The sequence below is a fragment of the Treponema parvum genome (genome assembly GCF_017893945.1).
In the GTDB taxonomy this organism is placed as follows: domain Bacteria; phylum Spirochaetota; class Spirochaetia; order Treponematales; family Treponemataceae; genus Treponema_D; species Treponema_D parvum_A.
This window is the reverse complement of the sequence record NZ_CP054257.1, coordinates 26592-42005: the sequence shown is the minus strand read 5'-3', so window position 1 is coordinate 42005 and position 15414 is coordinate 26592. Positions and strand designations below refer to the sequence as shown.

The 15414-nt window shown below is 37.2% G+C and carries 20 protein-coding genes and 1 pseudogene; 5 read left to right on the top strand and 16 right to left on the bottom strand.

What is annotated here, in order from left to right:
* Positions 1-4: 4 nt before the first annotated feature.
* The 5 genes from HRI96_RS00200 to HRI96_RS00180 all read left to right on the top strand — a co-directional run bounded on the left by HRI96_RS00200 (position 5) and on the right by HRI96_RS00180 (position 4889).
* On the top strand, positions 5-1033 hold the full coding sequence (locus HRI96_RS00200; protein ID WP_210117552.1) for an aldose 1-epimerase family protein: 1029 nt from the start codon (positions 5-7) through the stop codon (positions 1031-1033).
* Positions 1014-2378 (top strand): cupin domain-containing protein, encoded by a 1365-nt coding sequence (locus HRI96_RS00195; RefSeq protein ID WP_256729247.1) that lies wholly within the window; start codon positions 1014-1016, stop codon positions 2376-2378. The genes HRI96_RS00200 and HRI96_RS00195 overlap by 20 nt, the downstream gene beginning before the upstream one ends.
* Positions 2379-3347: a Gfo/Idh/MocA family protein gene (locus tag HRI96_RS00190; RefSeq protein ID WP_256729246.1), complete on the top strand. Its 969-nt coding sequence runs from the start codon at positions 2379-2381 to the stop codon at positions 3345-3347.
* Between the two features lie 168 nt (positions 3348-3515).
* Positions 3516-3764, top strand: a complete 249-nt coding sequence (locus HRI96_RS00185; protein ID WP_256729336.1) for a class II aldolase/adducin family protein — start codon at positions 3516-3518, stop codon at positions 3762-3764.
* A gap of 30 nt (positions 3765-3794) precedes the next feature.
* On the top strand, positions 3795-4889 hold the full coding sequence (locus tag HRI96_RS00180) for a LacI family DNA-binding transcriptional regulator (protein ID WP_210117550.1): 1095 nt from the start codon (positions 3795-3797) through the stop codon (positions 4887-4889).
* A 252-nt stretch (positions 4890-5141) separates the two neighbouring features.
* Here the strand turns inward: HRI96_RS00180 and HRI96_RS00175 are convergent, their stop codons facing one another.
* From HRI96_RS00175 to HRI96_RS00100, 16 genes and pseudogenes are all read right to left on the bottom strand, one after another.
* Positions 5142-5603: a flavodoxin domain-containing protein gene (locus tag HRI96_RS00175; protein ID WP_210117549.1), complete on the bottom strand. Its 462-nt coding sequence runs from the start codon at positions 5601-5603 to the stop codon at positions 5142-5144.
* Between the two features lie 22 nt (positions 5604-5625).
* Positions 5626-6159: a DUF2271 domain-containing protein gene (locus HRI96_RS00170; RefSeq protein ID WP_210117548.1), complete on the bottom strand. Its 534-nt coding sequence runs from the start codon at positions 6157-6159 to the stop codon at positions 5626-5628.
* A gap of 315 nt (positions 6160-6474) precedes the next feature.
* Complete coding sequence (locus tag HRI96_RS00165; RefSeq protein ID WP_210117547.1) at positions 6475-6798, bottom strand: HigA family addiction module antitoxin; 324 nt, start codon at positions 6796-6798, stop codon at positions 6475-6477.
* Positions 6773-7054: a type II toxin-antitoxin system RelE/ParE family toxin gene (locus tag HRI96_RS00160; RefSeq protein ID WP_210117546.1), complete on the bottom strand. Its 282-nt coding sequence runs from the start codon at positions 7052-7054 to the stop codon at positions 6773-6775. Before HRI96_RS00160 ends, HRI96_RS00165 begins: the two co-directional genes overlap by 26 nt.
* Positions 7055-7599: 545 nt before the next feature.
* A complete protein-coding gene (locus tag HRI96_RS00155; protein ID WP_256729245.1) occupies positions 7600-7890 on the bottom strand; it encodes a type II toxin-antitoxin system PemK/MazF family toxin in 291 nt (96 codons plus the stop codon).
* Between the two features lie 37 nt (positions 7891-7927).
* The gene (locus HRI96_RS00150) at positions 7928-8125 is read right to left on the bottom strand and encodes a hypothetical protein (protein WP_210117545.1); all 198 of its coding nucleotides are present in this window, start codon (positions 8123-8125) and stop codon (positions 7928-7930) included.
* A 51-nt stretch (positions 8126-8176) separates the two neighbouring features.
* Positions 8177-8809, bottom strand: a complete 633-nt coding sequence (locus tag HRI96_RS00145; protein ID WP_210117544.1) for a GyrI-like domain-containing protein — start codon at positions 8807-8809, stop codon at positions 8177-8179.
* Between the two features lie 100 nt (positions 8810-8909).
* Positions 8910-9743, bottom strand: a complete 834-nt coding sequence (locus HRI96_RS00140) for a hypothetical protein (protein WP_010957063.1) — start codon at positions 9741-9743, stop codon at positions 8910-8912.
* Between the two features lie 163 nt (positions 9744-9906).
* A complete protein-coding gene (locus HRI96_RS00135; RefSeq protein WP_210117543.1) occupies positions 9907-10239 on the bottom strand; it encodes a hypothetical protein in 333 nt (110 codons plus the stop codon).
* A 112-nt stretch (positions 10240-10351) separates the two neighbouring features.
* The gene (locus HRI96_RS00130) at positions 10352-10570 is read right to left on the bottom strand and encodes a hypothetical protein (protein ID WP_210117542.1); all 219 of its coding nucleotides are present in this window, start codon (positions 10568-10570) and stop codon (positions 10352-10354) included.
* 235 nt (positions 10571-10805) lie between these two features.
* Positions 10806-11198 (bottom strand): hypothetical protein, encoded by a 393-nt coding sequence (locus HRI96_RS00125; protein ID WP_210117541.1) that lies wholly within the window; start codon positions 11196-11198, stop codon positions 10806-10808.
* A gap of 48 nt (positions 11199-11246) precedes the next feature.
* The gene (locus tag HRI96_RS00120) at positions 11247-12356 is read right to left on the bottom strand and encodes an IS110 family RNA-guided transposase (protein WP_210117540.1); all 1110 of its coding nucleotides are present in this window, start codon (positions 12354-12356) and stop codon (positions 11247-11249) included.
* Positions 12357-12576: 220 nt separating this feature from the next.
* The gene (locus HRI96_RS00115; protein ID WP_210117539.1) at positions 12577-12912 is read right to left on the bottom strand and encodes a hypothetical protein; all 336 of its coding nucleotides are present in this window, start codon (positions 12910-12912) and stop codon (positions 12577-12579) included.
* A 6-nt stretch (positions 12913-12918) separates the two neighbouring features.
* A complete protein-coding gene (locus HRI96_RS00110) occupies positions 12919-13134 on the bottom strand; it encodes a hypothetical protein (protein WP_210117538.1) in 216 nt (71 codons plus the stop codon).
* Positions 13135-13331: 197 nt separating this feature from the next.
* Positions 13332-14629 (bottom strand): annotated as a pseudogene (locus HRI96_RS11840) (integron integrase).
* A 187-nt stretch (positions 14630-14816) separates the two neighbouring features.
* Entirely contained in the window at positions 14817-15389 is a 573-nt protein-coding gene (locus HRI96_RS00100; RefSeq protein WP_210117537.1) for a hypothetical protein, read from the bottom strand.
* Positions 15390-15414: the final 25 nt, after the last annotated feature.

The following is a 15414-nucleotide window of genomic DNA, read 5'->3' as shown; positions in this document are numbered from 1 at the left end:
GAGGATGACTTACAAGGAAGAAAAGAGACTGATTGGTAATCGTGACCAGCTGTTCAGAATAAATAGGATAGAGAGAAAAGACGGAAAAGCAGCAGGAGTTGAGATGATAGATGTCTCGAATCGCTCAGGCATGCATTTTGATGTGAACATAAGTAGAGGGCTTGATATTCCATATTTGGATTTCAATGGAGAAAATGTTGGATTTCTTGCCCCATGCGGTATCGTTCACCCTTCATATTTTGATGACAAAGAACTTGGGTTTCTCAAGAGTTTCGCTCCAGGTTTCCTTACGACCTGCGGGCTGAAGATAGTTGGCGTCCCTTGCGAATTCGAAGGTCAGTCTTATGGACTTCATGGAAATATATCCAACACTCCTGCAGAGAACTTTAGGTATTCTCTGGTGGAGGATGAGAATCCGTATGTATTGATTGAAGGTGATGTCAATGATGGAATAATTTTCGGTGAAAGGCTGACTTTGCATAGAACTATCAAATGTTACTACAGGGAAAGAAAAATTTATTTGCATGACAGAGTAACAAACGATGGTGCAAGAAGAACTCGTCACATGATTCTTTACCACTGTAATATCGGTTATCCGCTTCTATCACCCGACAGTGAGATTTATATCCCATCGGACGAGGTGATACCTCGAAATGAACATTCCCAGTCTGGAATTAAACGATGGATAAATCTTGAAGATCCCGATCCTAAATATGAGGAGATGTGTTATTACCATAAGCTCAAGAAGAACGGCAATGGGCGTGCCAGAGTAGGTGTATTCAACGTGCTGCTTGATTTTGGTGTATCGATTGATTTTGATGCATTTACACTTGATCATTTCATCCAATGGAAGATGATGGGTGTAAATGATTATGTAACAGGTCTCGAGCCTGCTAATGCTACTATTGACGGAGTTGCTGATGCTGTTTCTAACGGTTCGATGAAATATCTGGAACCTGATGAATCGGTTGAATATGATCTGGTGTTTTCTATTCTGAAAGGGAAGAGAGAGTTTGAATCAATTAAATATTGATTTGAATTATATGGATAAAGAAGTTTTAAAATTGAGAGGATTTGAAATGACAAGTAAAGAAATAGGAATGAAGGCAAGTGAAAAACTTGATCAGCAACTGGCGGAAGCCAAAAAAACAGGAAATCTTGTTGTCAAGAATTCTGTAAGTGATGAAAAGACAATACGTGAGACGTTTGAAAAGGGGGCGGGGATTTTCAGACTGTTCCCTGCTTTTGTTCCCAGATTGTTCAATAAGGCCGGAAAGCGACTGCGACTGCATCCGGATGATTATTTTGTATTTGGAATGGAGCGAGGTTCCATTACGGAGAGATGGTTTTCTTCTACGATTGCAGCACAGAACGGACCTGCGGCAAAAGCAGACGAAGGTCTATCCTATGTATGTGTTGATTATGCCAATGACAAAAAGTTTGCTCTTCGTGACGCAGTGAAGGTGCTTGGTGCTCAGCTTGTAGGTCAGGAGCTGATGGATAAGTACAACGGATGGCCAATGTATTCCAAGTTCTTTGACAATGAGGCGCCGTTGTTTCATCATCTTCATCTTCGCTTTGAGGATGCTGCGCGTGTTGGAAAACTTGGCAAGCCTGAGAGCTACTTCTTTCCGAAGCAGATGAACAACCATACAGGAGAAGCCGACTATACATATTTCGGATTTGATCCTGATGTGACAAAGGAAGAGGTGAAAGCCCGTATCGCGAAGTTCCGTGATGATGATACCAGAATCACTGATCTGTCACGTGCATACAGGATTCAGCTTGGAACAGGCTGGTATACACCTGCAGGAGTGATTCATGCGCCTGCCTCAGTCCTTACATACGAACCACAGTGGAATTCTGATGTCAATTCGGTATTTGAGAATATTGTGTCGGGAGAAGTCTACCCTCCCAATATGCTTGATGAGGAGCTTCCTGTAGGGCGCAAGAGTCTTGATGACGTGATTAATCTTCTGGATTGGGACAAGAACGTGGATCCTCATTACAGAAAGCATTTCTTCCGCGAGCCGATTATCGAAGCTGAAAACGAGAAATATACTTCAAAATGGATTGTCTATGCAAATCCGTACTTTGCCGCAAAAGAGCTGACAATCAATCCTGGAAAAAGTGCGCAGATCAAGGATGGAGCGGCCTATGGATGCATATTCATTCAGGGACATGGTAAGTTTGGAGTCTATGACGCCGAATCTGCCACTTTACTGCATTTCGGACAGCAGAGCTCGGATGAATTCTTCGTATCAGAAAAGGTATCAAAGAATGGTGTTCTTGTAACGAATCTTAGCAAGGTAGAACCATTGGTGATGCTGAAGCATTTCGGACCGAATTGCCCTAATGTACCCAATGAAGTGAAATAGATGATGAAGTTTGCCATATTAGGAGCTGGAACAATTGCCAATAAGATGGCCTGCACGATATCGCATATGCCTTTAGTTGAGGCATATGCGGTTGCTGCGAGAGATTTAGACCGTGCAACGGAATTTGCTGCTAGATACGGCTTTGCAAAGGCCTATGGGTCATATGAGGAGATGGTGGAAGATAGGGAAGTGGATATTGTCTATATCGCTGTTCCTCATTCACTTCATTATAGATACATGAAGCTTTGTCTTGAGCATGGCAAACATGTTCTGTGTGAGAAGCCTTTCACGGTGAATGCTGAGCAAACAAAAAAGATTATTGCGCTTGCTGAAAAGAACGGACTTCTTGCAACCGAAGCGATGTGGACTAGATACATGCCATCAAGAAAAATTGTTGACGACATAATCAAGAGTGGGGTAATAGGTCAGGTGACATCATTGACTGCAAATCTTGGCTATGAATTGTCTGCTATCAAGAGAATCTGGGACATTAATTTAGCTGGTGGCGCTCTTTGGGATGTGGGGTGCTATCTTGTCCATTTCGCGAGGATGATATTCGGAACGGAGATTACTGACATCAAAGCTTCTGCAGTGTTTAGAAACGACGTCGATGCGATAGACAGCATTACATTACTCTTTGGAGACAAAGTCGCCACTATGCAATGCAGTGCGGTGGCCGTCTTGAACAGAAATGGAAGTATATTCGGGACAAGGGGATACATTGAAATACAGAACATTAACAATCCGGAATTGATAGAAGTGTTCGATTCAGAGTATCATAAGATCGCAACATACACGTTGCCAAAACAGATTACAGGTTTTGAATATGAAGTTCAGGCAAGTATTGAGGCAATTGAGAATCATTGCGTAGAATGCAAAGCTCTTCCTCATGATGAAATCATTTCTTCGATGGAGACTCTGGATGAAATCAGAAAGAAACTTGGATACGAGCCACCGATTGTAGAATAGTCTTAAAGAAGTTTTCAAGATGTTAGAGGAATTGAAGAAAGAGGTTTGTCATACCAACTCGGATTTGGTTGCGAAGGGCGTTGTTCTGTATACATGGGGCAATGTACGGAAATCAATTTTGGTGAGCTCTCCGTTTAAAAACTTGATTCCCGTGATACTGGAAAAGTAATAATTGAAACTATTGAGAAATATGGCTACACTGTAATGGTTATTCTAGGAATCATAGTCAAGAACCATGGCCCATTCTCGTGGGGAGAAGATGCCGTTGTCTCGGTCTACAAGGCAGTTGTGATGGAGGAAGTGGCTAACATGGATTTCAGGACTTTGATGCTGAATCCCGAGAACAATATGGTTCAGTATGTTTTGGACAAGCACTATTTCCGAAAACACGGGCCAAAAACCTACTACGGTCAGTAGTTCAGCCAGCTCGTTTTGGAGGATATGTTAGTGCCAAATTACAGCATAAAAGATGTAGCAAGACTTGCTGGGGTTTCAATCTCCACTGTCTCCAATGTCCTGAATAAAACGAGAAGTGTAAGCCAGAAAACAATAGAGAAAGTTGAAAAAATCGCCAAGGAACTGAATTATCAGGTTGATCCTATTGCCAGAAGTCTCAAGGACAGCAAGACAGGTCAGATTGGTATTATCGTTGAGGATATCTGTGGCGTATTCTATCCCTACATAATAAAGGGAATCAATTCAGTGGCGACAAAGAAAGGCTACAGTCTTTTGATTTCTGATGCTCAGGGAATGAACGGAAACGAAATTGCTGTTGACAATGAAAAGGAAATCTTCAACAAGTTCTTCAACACTCGAGTGGATGGCGTGATTTTCGTCACAGCTGCAAAGATTGAGACTCTTGGAGATTATTTCTCAACAATCAAGGAGCATGGCAATAGAAAGAAATATACTCCTCTTGTCAGCATTGAGAGAGATCTGACTTCCATAGGGATAGACTCCGTATATTATGATTCCTTGGGGAATGCAAAGATTGCAGTTCAGCATCTGATTGATTGTGGATGCCGTCATGTTGTCCATATTTCAGGACCTACTTCCATGCATGTTGCGCAACAGCGTGTGGTAGGTTACCTCACTTGTATGGATGAAAATCATATGGGTGTAAATATGCAGACAATGATTTCCTATGGAGACTATTCTCATCAGAGTGGTTACAAAGCGATGATAGAACTTCTGGAGAAATTCCCTCAGCTTGATGGAGTGTTCTGTGGTAATGATCAGATGGCAATTGGTGCTCTAAAAGCTCTGAAACAAAAAGGGAAGCATGTCCCTGAGGATGTGAAGATAATAGGTTATGATGATTCATTCGTTTCAACCATTACGGAACCTTCCATTTCCACTATCCATGTTCCTAAGGTGAGTGCTGGCGTTAAGGCTGCAAACCTTCTGTTCTCTCTGATGGATCGCAACAAAGATGATTTGATTCATGAACCTGTTGGTTTCAGGATGGAAGGTCGGTTAATAATCCGTAACTCCACTGTTTCAGGTATGGATGAGGAGAACTGGCTCGTTTCAGAATGGTAGATGTTGGATGAGAGAAGTGCAATGTTACAGCTTTTAGGATATGCTGGGTCTGCTTTTGCAGCGACCGCCTAAACAACTTTCGTGACAAAACAAATGTCAGGTTGAAGCGGGTGTTAGATGCTTATAATAATTTTCCATAATCACGTTTCGCATAAAATAGATACATTATAATAACTACTTTTTTCTTTACATTGCTTATATTAAAGTTCTAATAAGCTAGTGTGTATAAATAATCATTGAGAAATTTTCCACTTACAGCAGTATTTTTGCTCCAATACTTTTCATAAATGTAACTACATTTTCAATATCCTTAGTATTGGGATGTCCTTTGGCTAGACCTCCAAAGAATTTAAATAAGCCGTAGGTATCGAATCCCTTGCATTCAAAAGCTCCTAAAACTTCAAAACCTCTGTCTTGTAAATAAGAATAGAATTTTTTTGCGTATCGTCCTTTTCCAATTCCGCTGGTACAGAGTACAAAAGTTTTCTTCGGTATATCTGCTTCATGCTTTTCTAAAAATTTATAAATTGATTGATGGAATTTCCCCATATATATTCCTGAGGCAAAACCTATTGTTTCATATTTTGAAAAATCTACTTCTTTTACTTTATTAATATTAAAGATATCGATTTCTATCTCTTTTGAAATTTCTGTTACCAATTTTTCGGTATTTTTATGATGGATCGAAGCGTAGATGATGGCAATTTTGTTCATAATTACCTCATGAAAGTAAAATTTATTTTATCTTTACATTACTTATTAGGTTTTGTTTATCATAACCTTTGCCCGATATTTTTTCGGTAATTTCACCTATTGTAATCTTATCATCTATTTTTATCTCACATGTAAATAATACGGTGTTTTCCCATTTTATATTTGCTTCAATACATATTTTATAGGTTCCCTTTTCTACAAATTCTCCATTTTCATTTTTGATATCCCATTCCAATTGAACCTTTCCGGATTTAGGAGTCGCACTGCTTATTCCGTCTATACCGGTATCTTTTACCGCTTTTCTCCATAAAGGTATACTTTCCGCTCTTTTTTCCCAACCCTTCCCTGCTGTAAAATCCGTAACAAATAAATTTTTTACGAGAATACCTTTTTCGTTTTCAACCCATACAGCAAATTGATTACTTGCTAAGCCGAATTTTCTGGTAAAATCAAAATCGATGCTTATGATTTTTTCCTGATTATCTAAGTCCTCTGCAAATATATTTCCAGAAAAGACGATAAAAATGATTAGAATAGTTAATATTATTTTTTTCATCTTACAAGCCTCCTTACCTTTCCTTGAGGTATAAAATTTAGAAAACATACATTAGTCTTATTTAACATGCGCGTTAGCAGCGTCCGTTCAACATTCGCTTAACCTGCATTTGTGCCTTTGCCGAAGCGTAAGGCAAAGTTGGCGCGAAAGTTGCACAAAAACGGACACGGATGTCCGTGGTATAAGCAGTAGCGAGTTTTCGTAGGAAAACTCGTCCATTAAGAATGAACACGGATGTTCATTCTTAATGAGGCGACCGTCCAAGCAACTTTCGTGACAAAACAAATGTCAGCGTTGAAGCGGGCGTTAGACAATTTAGGCATATGCATACATTTTTATTGTTTCAAATTCTCGGGAGTGATTATTGTTTTCTTCTTCCAAATCATACAGATTCTGAAGATTGAGCCAAAATTCAGCTGTCGTTCCAAAGAATTTTGAAAACCTGATAGCGGTATCCGCAGTAATTGAACGCTTTCCGTGAATTATTTCTGAGATTCTTGTTTCAGGAACATTGATTTCTTTTGCCAGACGATATGCAGAAATATTCATCGCATCTAAAAAATCTTCTTTGAGAATTTCTCCAGGATGAATATTGGGTAATTTTTCATCTTCATCAGTGATAATCTGTGATTCTAACATTTTCTGCACCTCCATTTTCAAACTTAAAGACAATTCTCCATTGATCATTTATTCTGATTGAATAAAATCCGTCTAAATTCCCAACAAGTTTTTCTAAACGATTACCTGGAGGGAGCCTTAAATCTTCTACAACTTTTGCAGCTTCAATCATTCGAAGTTTTCTTCTTGCAACATTCTGAATTGTCATCGGTAACTTTTTACTTTTATTACCTTTGCATATTGATTCTGTTTCTATATCATCAAAACTTCTTATCATATTTCTATACTAATGCCAAACAGAAGTATTTGTCAAGGAGTGTAAAATAAAAGCCGTACAAATGGCACAACTTTTATTTACTCAAGTTTGCTCAAGCACAAACTTGTATATCATCTGCACGTTCTCACTTCGTTGCGAACGTGCGTAAAAAGTCAATCGAAAGTTGATACTTTCTTCTTGGCTTTTTATGGGAGAAACTAATATTAAAATACAAAAATTAAAGTTTGATTTTTTTAATAGATTAACTATATACAATCACCAAAAGTATCTGACGAACTTATAGTTTGTTAATTTTTTTACCAAGTTTTAAGATTCTCTGAATAGAAGTTTTATCTTTCCTTGCACAAGCAGGCATTATATAAAACATAACTTTATTCAAAAAACTAAGTTACTAATTTTAGTTTTAAGCTTTAATTTATAAAAAATACATCCTATTTTTCAATAGTTACAGTTTATTGTGCCCTAAGGCATCTGTCTAACATTGTTTTAAACCGCAAACGGGCTCAGTCCCGTTTGTCGGCTTTGAGCTACTTGTTATGTGATTTTTACTCATTTGCAACTAATTTTACCACAGCTTTCACAAGCTTCTGATAGTTTTCTTCGGAAAGTTTTGGCACTTTCTTTTCAAGGCAAAATTTATTTACCGCACCAATAAGATGAATTACTGCGACCGAATCTTTCGAAAGCCCAGTTTCTTCTTTTTCAATAAGAATATTAGGCTCAAAATCTGCTCGATCTAGATTCGAAGTAAAAGGAATTACCACAACTGTATTCAGATCTTTTATTCCGAGCAAATCATTTTGCATTACGACGGCAGGACGTATTTTTGACGGCAAACTGCCTACCGGCTGCCCAAAATCAATTGTCCATATCTCACCATGTGTTATTTTTTAATTCCTCCCACATAGTGTTCATTGAACTTCGGGCAATATCAGTTTCCATTTCGGCATAGTTTTCTTCATTCCGTTTTTTTTTCAAAGACTCGAGCATTTTTTCCATTAAAATAATTGTCTGTTCATAGGAAAGAGAAAGCACTTGTTCCGTAAAATCTGCGTAAGCGGTATCTGACATATTGCACCTCCAACTTTCATTATACCATATTTCAAACAATTTTTCACAAAATTATGCTTTTTTTATCGGATGCCTGATGACCGTTTTCCATTTTTCAGGAGAACTTTTTCTGGGGTCTGAAAGATAAAGTTCATGGTGCAAACGTTTTTCCGTCATATCGTTTTCATATCCATTTGATCGAATGAAATCATCCATAATTTTTACGCTTGTCGGTTCATCGTCATAAGAACCGTTATGCATTATCTGAACGCACAAGCCTTCTTCAATCGATAGAAATTCCGCAGAGGAGCAATCGATTTTTTTCTTTTCAGCAGCAGTCTTTACAGCCCAATCAAAATCTTTTTTTGTAACAAAATCTGGAATACGAATTACCGAAATCCAATTGAAGCTTGATTTGTCTGAATAGTCTACGCCGTCAATTCCGGCCTGCCACCAAAAACCTTCCAACGGAGGAACAACATATTCAAAAAATTCGTTAATTTTATAATCAGTCTTGTAACTCATTTTTAGGGTATACGCTACCGCATATAATACTCCAACTGCCCGCTGATAAGCGCCGCCTTCTTCATTTGGATTTCCTTTTCCCCTAACTGCAATATAATTCATTTTTGGGACTGTTACAATTTCCGGTTTATTTTTGGGAAGATAAAATTCCCGGTATTCTTTCTTGAAATCAAATGCCATTCTTTTCTCCATAATAGCTGCCCGAAGGGCAGTCCACATAACATGGTTTTAAACCGCAACGCAGCTTGTCTGCGTTGTCGGCTTTGAAAACAGTGTTATGCTAATATTCTATATCATTTCTATATGCAATTTGTTCTACAATTGCATGAGGAAATACCTTTTCAAATTCTTGAATATTTTGTTTATTATCATCAAATTTAATAAAATCTGTAATATCAAGTTTTTGCGATTCTTTTTCATTTTCAATCAAAGCTACTCTTATTGCTCCTTCTGCAACAAGTTCATAAGAATTTGGATTAAAAATATTTATCCACAAATAATACTTCGGCCATGATACACCAGTAACTGTAGGCCCCCATCGCAGAAACTCACAGGTTATTATGTAATCTCTACCTTTTACATATTTTTTCATAATGCTCTTTTTAATTTCATTTATGTTTATCTCTCGATTAACCCCTTCTTTTTGTAATATAATTTCCATAGTTTTATTTGTTATATAAACTCTATGATTTATATCTTCTTGAACCCATTTATATAAATTATTGCTTCCTGTTTTTCTATATTTGTCAACAATTTCAATGGGAAATAATCCTTCCATATTTTCATCATCAAATCTGAATCTGTCCCATAATATACTTAAAGCCAAATCTCCAGTTGTTAATTCACAGTTCATTAATTCAAATACAAAATTTGTTTCTTGATTTGTAAGTGCCCACTTATAGTAATAATCGAGATTTATTCCTTTTGAATTGATTATATAATCATAATATTTATTCCCTGATTTCTGATTTGCATCATTAAATGATAAGTAGATTTTCTCTTTTCTTTTTGATGCAGAACTGATCATTTTTTCAAATAATAGTTCTCTATTCTGTTTGCAGTTGATAAATATAAGAGAAAAAATAATTACTATTAATAAATATTTTTTTTTCATTTTCTCTCCAACCACGCCACTAGCGTGTGAGCATAACATTCGCTTAACCTGCATTTGCGGCTCGTCCGCAATGTCAGGTTGAAGCGGGTGTTAGGTTTCTCAATAATCTACTTTTTCTAATATATTAATATAATTTCTTAATATTTATTTCTTGAACTATACTTTATGATATGACAAATTCACCATTTGAATCACTATACAAGCTAATACTTCCAGATACTAAGTCATTTTCAAATTTTTGAACAAGATTTTGCGAAATTCTATCACGATTATAATAATTCAATATTTCATTTTTTATGTTTTGTAAAACAGGCTTATTATTAATAAGAATTTCTGCTAATACTCGCGAAGGTTTATTAAGTACCCAGTACCCATTTCTCTCTTCTTTGACGAAGTAACCATTACGTATATAACGTTTAGTATCTGCACTGGTTCCTTGCATCTCAATTGTATCAGATTTTTCATACTGTACTGATTGAATTTTGACTTTTGTCATTTTGATTCTCCTTACATTCTTTTAAAATTAACATCGCGTTTGTTATCCAATTAAATTCAAAAATTAAAAAGATGGTTCTAAGAAAATAAAGTTTCCTTAGAACCATAAACAATTAGTTCATCTTTGCTGCAAATGAATCAAAATCTTCAGTAATGTAAATAGATCTTGAAGTTCCGTTTCCAGATCTTATACTCAAACCGGTTTTATATTCATCTCCACGATCAAGCTTTATAAATGATTCAACATCTTCTGTTTTGATTGACATTTGAGTCGGAGCTTGATAACCATATGCAAGTTTGAAAGAATCACAACCTTTTACATTTAAAAACATAATTTACATCTCCTATAAATATTTATTTTTAGATCGAAATAAATGTTATAGGTCGGTTCCGCACAAGTCTTTCCGCAAGCGGTCAGCTTGTCAACCTAACTTCTCGCTTAACCTGCATTGCCGTGCCTGTATAAGGCTTGGCGTGGAAATTGCATAAAAAAAGCGCAGCCGCTTTAGCGGCGCAGCGACATAAGCAATTTCCATGACAAAGGCAATGTCAGCGTTGAAGCGGGTGTTAGTTGCTTTCTCTTGTACAAAACCTTTGACCATCATAATAAAAGGCGACAAAGCGATTTTCATTGCCTTCTAAAAGCAATGTTCCTAGTTTTAATGTAAGGGGTTCTTTAAAAGAAGAGTTTCCAGAATCAGGAACAGAGTCATAAATAGGTTCTTTCAATACTTCAAGAACTATACTAGGCTCATCATAATTTGGAAGTCTTCTGTTCTTTAAATTTTCTTTCCAAAAAACAATATCTCCGGGCTTGAACTCGTTTTTTTCATTATAACGTTCAAAACAGGCTGATAGTTTTTTAATTTTCTCTTCAGGCGTCAGAGATGGTTTAGTTTTATTTTTTTGTATTGTTTCTATAATTTGTTTTAAATCTTCTTGAGAAATCACTTCTGCCATTTTTTACTCCCATAAAAAGTCAACGAACAAGGTGACTTTCTAAGCTATTTAATTCATGGCAGCAAGAGCTTGTTCAGCAAGAGTCAAAGGCTTATAAGTACCCATCATCTTACTTGAATCAAAGTCCTGTTTTTCCGTGAGCAATACCCACACGATTTCTGCCATCTTCCTCGCAGCAGCAACAATCGATTTGCCGCTGCCTTTGTTCTTTTTCATATAATCCAGTCGCTGCATGATTCTCCATTCCCAAGTATCTTTGCATCGCCGAATTCCCAACACCAACTGAACGTATGCCGTCCTCAATTCCTGTGGTCCTCGCTTCGTAATCTTTCCGTGACGAACACTCTCGTTTGAATCCTGTACCCACGGAACAAGTCCACAAAAGGCCGCATATTTGTTTGCATTCGCGAACCTGCCTATATCTTCGGTGTACGCTCTGATTATCCATGCCGTGATTTTTCCGCAGCCGCGGATTGTCATAAGACGATTGACCATTGCATCATCTTCTGTTAATTCGCTTAAATGCTTTTCAATCATCTTGACTGATTCTATCATCTGCTCTATGATTTGAAATATCAGTTTTACTGATTGTGCTTCGAGCACGAGGTCGCTATGCGACAACAGGGTGTCCAGAACTTTCTGGCGCCCTTTTTTACTTTGTAAGCTTCTAAGTTCATCAGTAAGCCCCATGCTTACCAGAAGCGCATGAACTTCATTCTTTTGTCCCACAATTGAACGAACAAGTCTTTCTCGCGATTTCAACAACCGCCTCAAGTTTTCCGTTTCCTTGCTGCAGATATGGCTTTCAGGAAGCATATCCTTTGAAAGAAATTCCGAAATCGTCGAAGCGTCATGCTTGTCGGTTTTCTTCGTCGATTCGTTGATTACCTTAAACTTCAACGTATTGATTACCGTCACTTCCGCTCCGGCTTTCTCAACCTGATTCTTAAAGAATCTTGTGTTTCCGGTTGATTCAACTCCGATTTTCACTGCAAAGTCCGCTGTCTTGTAACCGGCAATTCTTTCAAGAAACTTCGTATAACCGGCTGCTGTAGTCGGGTACTGCTTGATTTCAGACAAACTTTCAATCCTGTCCCCAACTCTCACATGCACGGTAAACTGTGTCTTGTGTAAATCAACGCCAATGTAAACTGTCATGATGACCTCCGTTTTGCTTCAGCCGAAAGTCTAATCGGTAGTGTGTTCCAATCTCCCATTCAGTCTCTTACGACTATCGTATGATACGGCAAAAGCTCTTCATTCTCCTTTCCAGAGGTCATGCCTCTACAAAATATGACGAACTATTGCCTGGGTTCCGCTGAATCACTTCAGCTTATCACATTACCGCTTGTTCGTTTTCCTTTTTATCTTACCTCCTTTATACACCAAATGATAATTTATATCCTTCTTCCTTTGAAAAAATACTAGATTCAATGAAAGCATTAAACGATGGTAGTAATTCTTCCATAGAATAATTATATTCAGAATTCGCACAATTGTGAAAAATTTCTAAAGCTAATTTTGTTTTTAACTGATTTATTGATATTATTTCAATATGTTCTTTTTTTATAATTTCTGCTATACAATTCATAAAAAATTTTTGTCTAGAATTTGAATCAGACAAATCAAAATATTTTTTATTTTCATAATAATTATTTATAATTTCAGCCTGATTATTTATAGAATCATTTCCACTGTTAATTGTTTGTCTCATTTATTACTACCTATTAATATTTCCTATTTGTGTATTAATAGAATTATTTCCACTTTTAATTTTTTGATTAACTTTTGATTTATGGACTACTTTATCAACAATTTGACTTAATAAAGTAGATATAGTACAACCAAGAGCAACAAAAGAATCGAACCCAGGAATTTTTAAAGACCAGATTAAACAAATTACTAATGTTACAGAGTTTACAATAATTCCTAACATTCTAAATACTCCTTTATAATGTTTCGCGGCGTAATGCGCCGTCCGTCTAACATCTTTTCGACCTTTCCTCATAATACCGTAAGAACTACTCGTTTACAATCTAAACTACTACAAGACAAGAAATTACATCTTTCTACCATAATACTACCCGGAACACATCATCAATAGTCAGATTAGGCCTATCTTCACTAAACAAGCTAAAACGAATCACATTCGGTCGATAGGATAGGACTTTGCACGCCGAGACCGCCGCGGTTGAGGACGTGGGTGTAAACCATAGTGGTTGAAACATCGCTGTGACCGAGAAGTTCTTGGATGGTGCGGATATCGTAACCGGATTCCAGTAGATGTGTTGCAAATGAGTGGCGGAACGTGTGGCAGCCGATCGGTTTCGGAATACCCGACCGTAAAACAGCTTCATGCAGGGTGCGCTGAATAACCGAAGGATCAATATGGTACCGCCCCTGCTCGCCTGTCTTATTATTTTGCCATCGGCGTACTTGGGGAAACACCCACTGCCATGCCCAAGTTTTACCGGCATTGGGATATTTTTTCGCAAGGGCAGCGGGAAGTGTGATACCGAGCCGAAACCGTCCTTGCAGTCTGCCTCATGAATGCGGCGGACTGTTTCCAAATGTTTTTGCAGCGGAAATTTCAGAGATACCGGCAGCATCGTTTTACGGTCTTTTGCGCCCTTTCCGCAGTGTACCGTAATTTCATTTTTATCAAAATCAATATCTTGTACCCGTAATTGCAAGCCTTCCATCAGCCTCATTCCCGTTCCATAGAGCAAGCGGATACAAAGACCGTAATCATTATCTGGTAAAAGCGAAAATATCTTTGCCGTTTCCTCACGGCTCAATACAGCGGGCAACTTTTGAGACTTTTTAGCACGGATGATATTCTCGGGACTTTGTATAGTTAAGCCTAATATGTTTTTATACAGAAACAAAAGAGCGGCAAGGGCTTGATTTTGACTTGAAGCGGCAACCTTTTCTTTTATTGCAAGACGGCTCACAAAGGAATTTATCTCTGCAGCGGAAAATGTTTTAAAATTTTTATTTTGATGTTCTCGTATAAAGCGGCTTATCCAATAGCTGTATGCTTCCCGTGTACGTTTGCTGTAGTGTTTTGCAGTAATCACTGCATCCAGTTTTCTTAAAATATCCTGAATATCCGGTGCAGTAGGCAGATTACTTTCCTCAATCATTCCTGTATTCAAGCCTATAGCATCATGAGGATCGCTATCAGCGCCTTGACAAATTTTCTCGATAAAATCGAAATCCGCACGGCAAAAACCCTCACTATAAATACTATTCAATAAAATATCACAAGAATTACGATCAGCGGGGATAGTCCAAATGCACCGATCCGGGACCCAAGCTCTGTTTGGTACTTTTTTTATCGCTTGCAAGATTTTAGAAAAATCTTCTCTGCCTGCTTTAAAACGTACCGCTAAAGTTTCTTGTTCATAAGGTTTAATTTCAATAAACATAAAAACCTCCTAAATTTATTTTCAGTCTGAATCAGTCCCCTCAACAAAAACATCACGGATAGTAAACCGCACAAATCAAATGTTAAAAGGAAAAAAGTTGCATGCTGGATAATCCGTCTAACATTCGCTGAACCTATAACGGAGCGTACCGCTGTTGTCCGACTAAAGCAATTTTAGATGAAATTTGCTATATATGCTTATTCTTTTTCCACGTTATATAATCTTTTTTGATCTTCATATCTTTTAGTTTATTCCACGCTTCCAAAGCATCTTCTCTTGTTGCATTTTTTTCATTTGCCAGATAATCACTTATAAAGTTATTAAATTTACAGGATGGAATTTGTGGAAGCTTTCCTTCAGTTTTATTTAAACAAATATATTCACAAATGACATCATTATAAGTTATTTTTTCACCATGAGAAAGTTTATTTTCAATCCAGCGATTAAGCCAATATTTTGCTCCTGATTTCGGTTTTAATCCCGGAATCCGTTTATCCATTTCACTATGTATGAATTCCCATGTTTCTTTTTTGTTGCTAAAATTTTCAACATAAGTATGACTATTCAATATATCTATATTCCGGCTTTTACTCCGATAACTATTCTTTTTATTCACCGTTCCGGTTTTCAAAAATTGAATAATAATGTCTTCAAGCTGATCTTTTCGTATTTTTGTATCAAAAGGAATTTCAAGCGATTTTGCTAATGCTTTGAGTTCGCTCATGTACCAATATTTATTTTCGAATTCTTTTATTGTCATAGAGTCTTTTTCTCAAAATTACGTT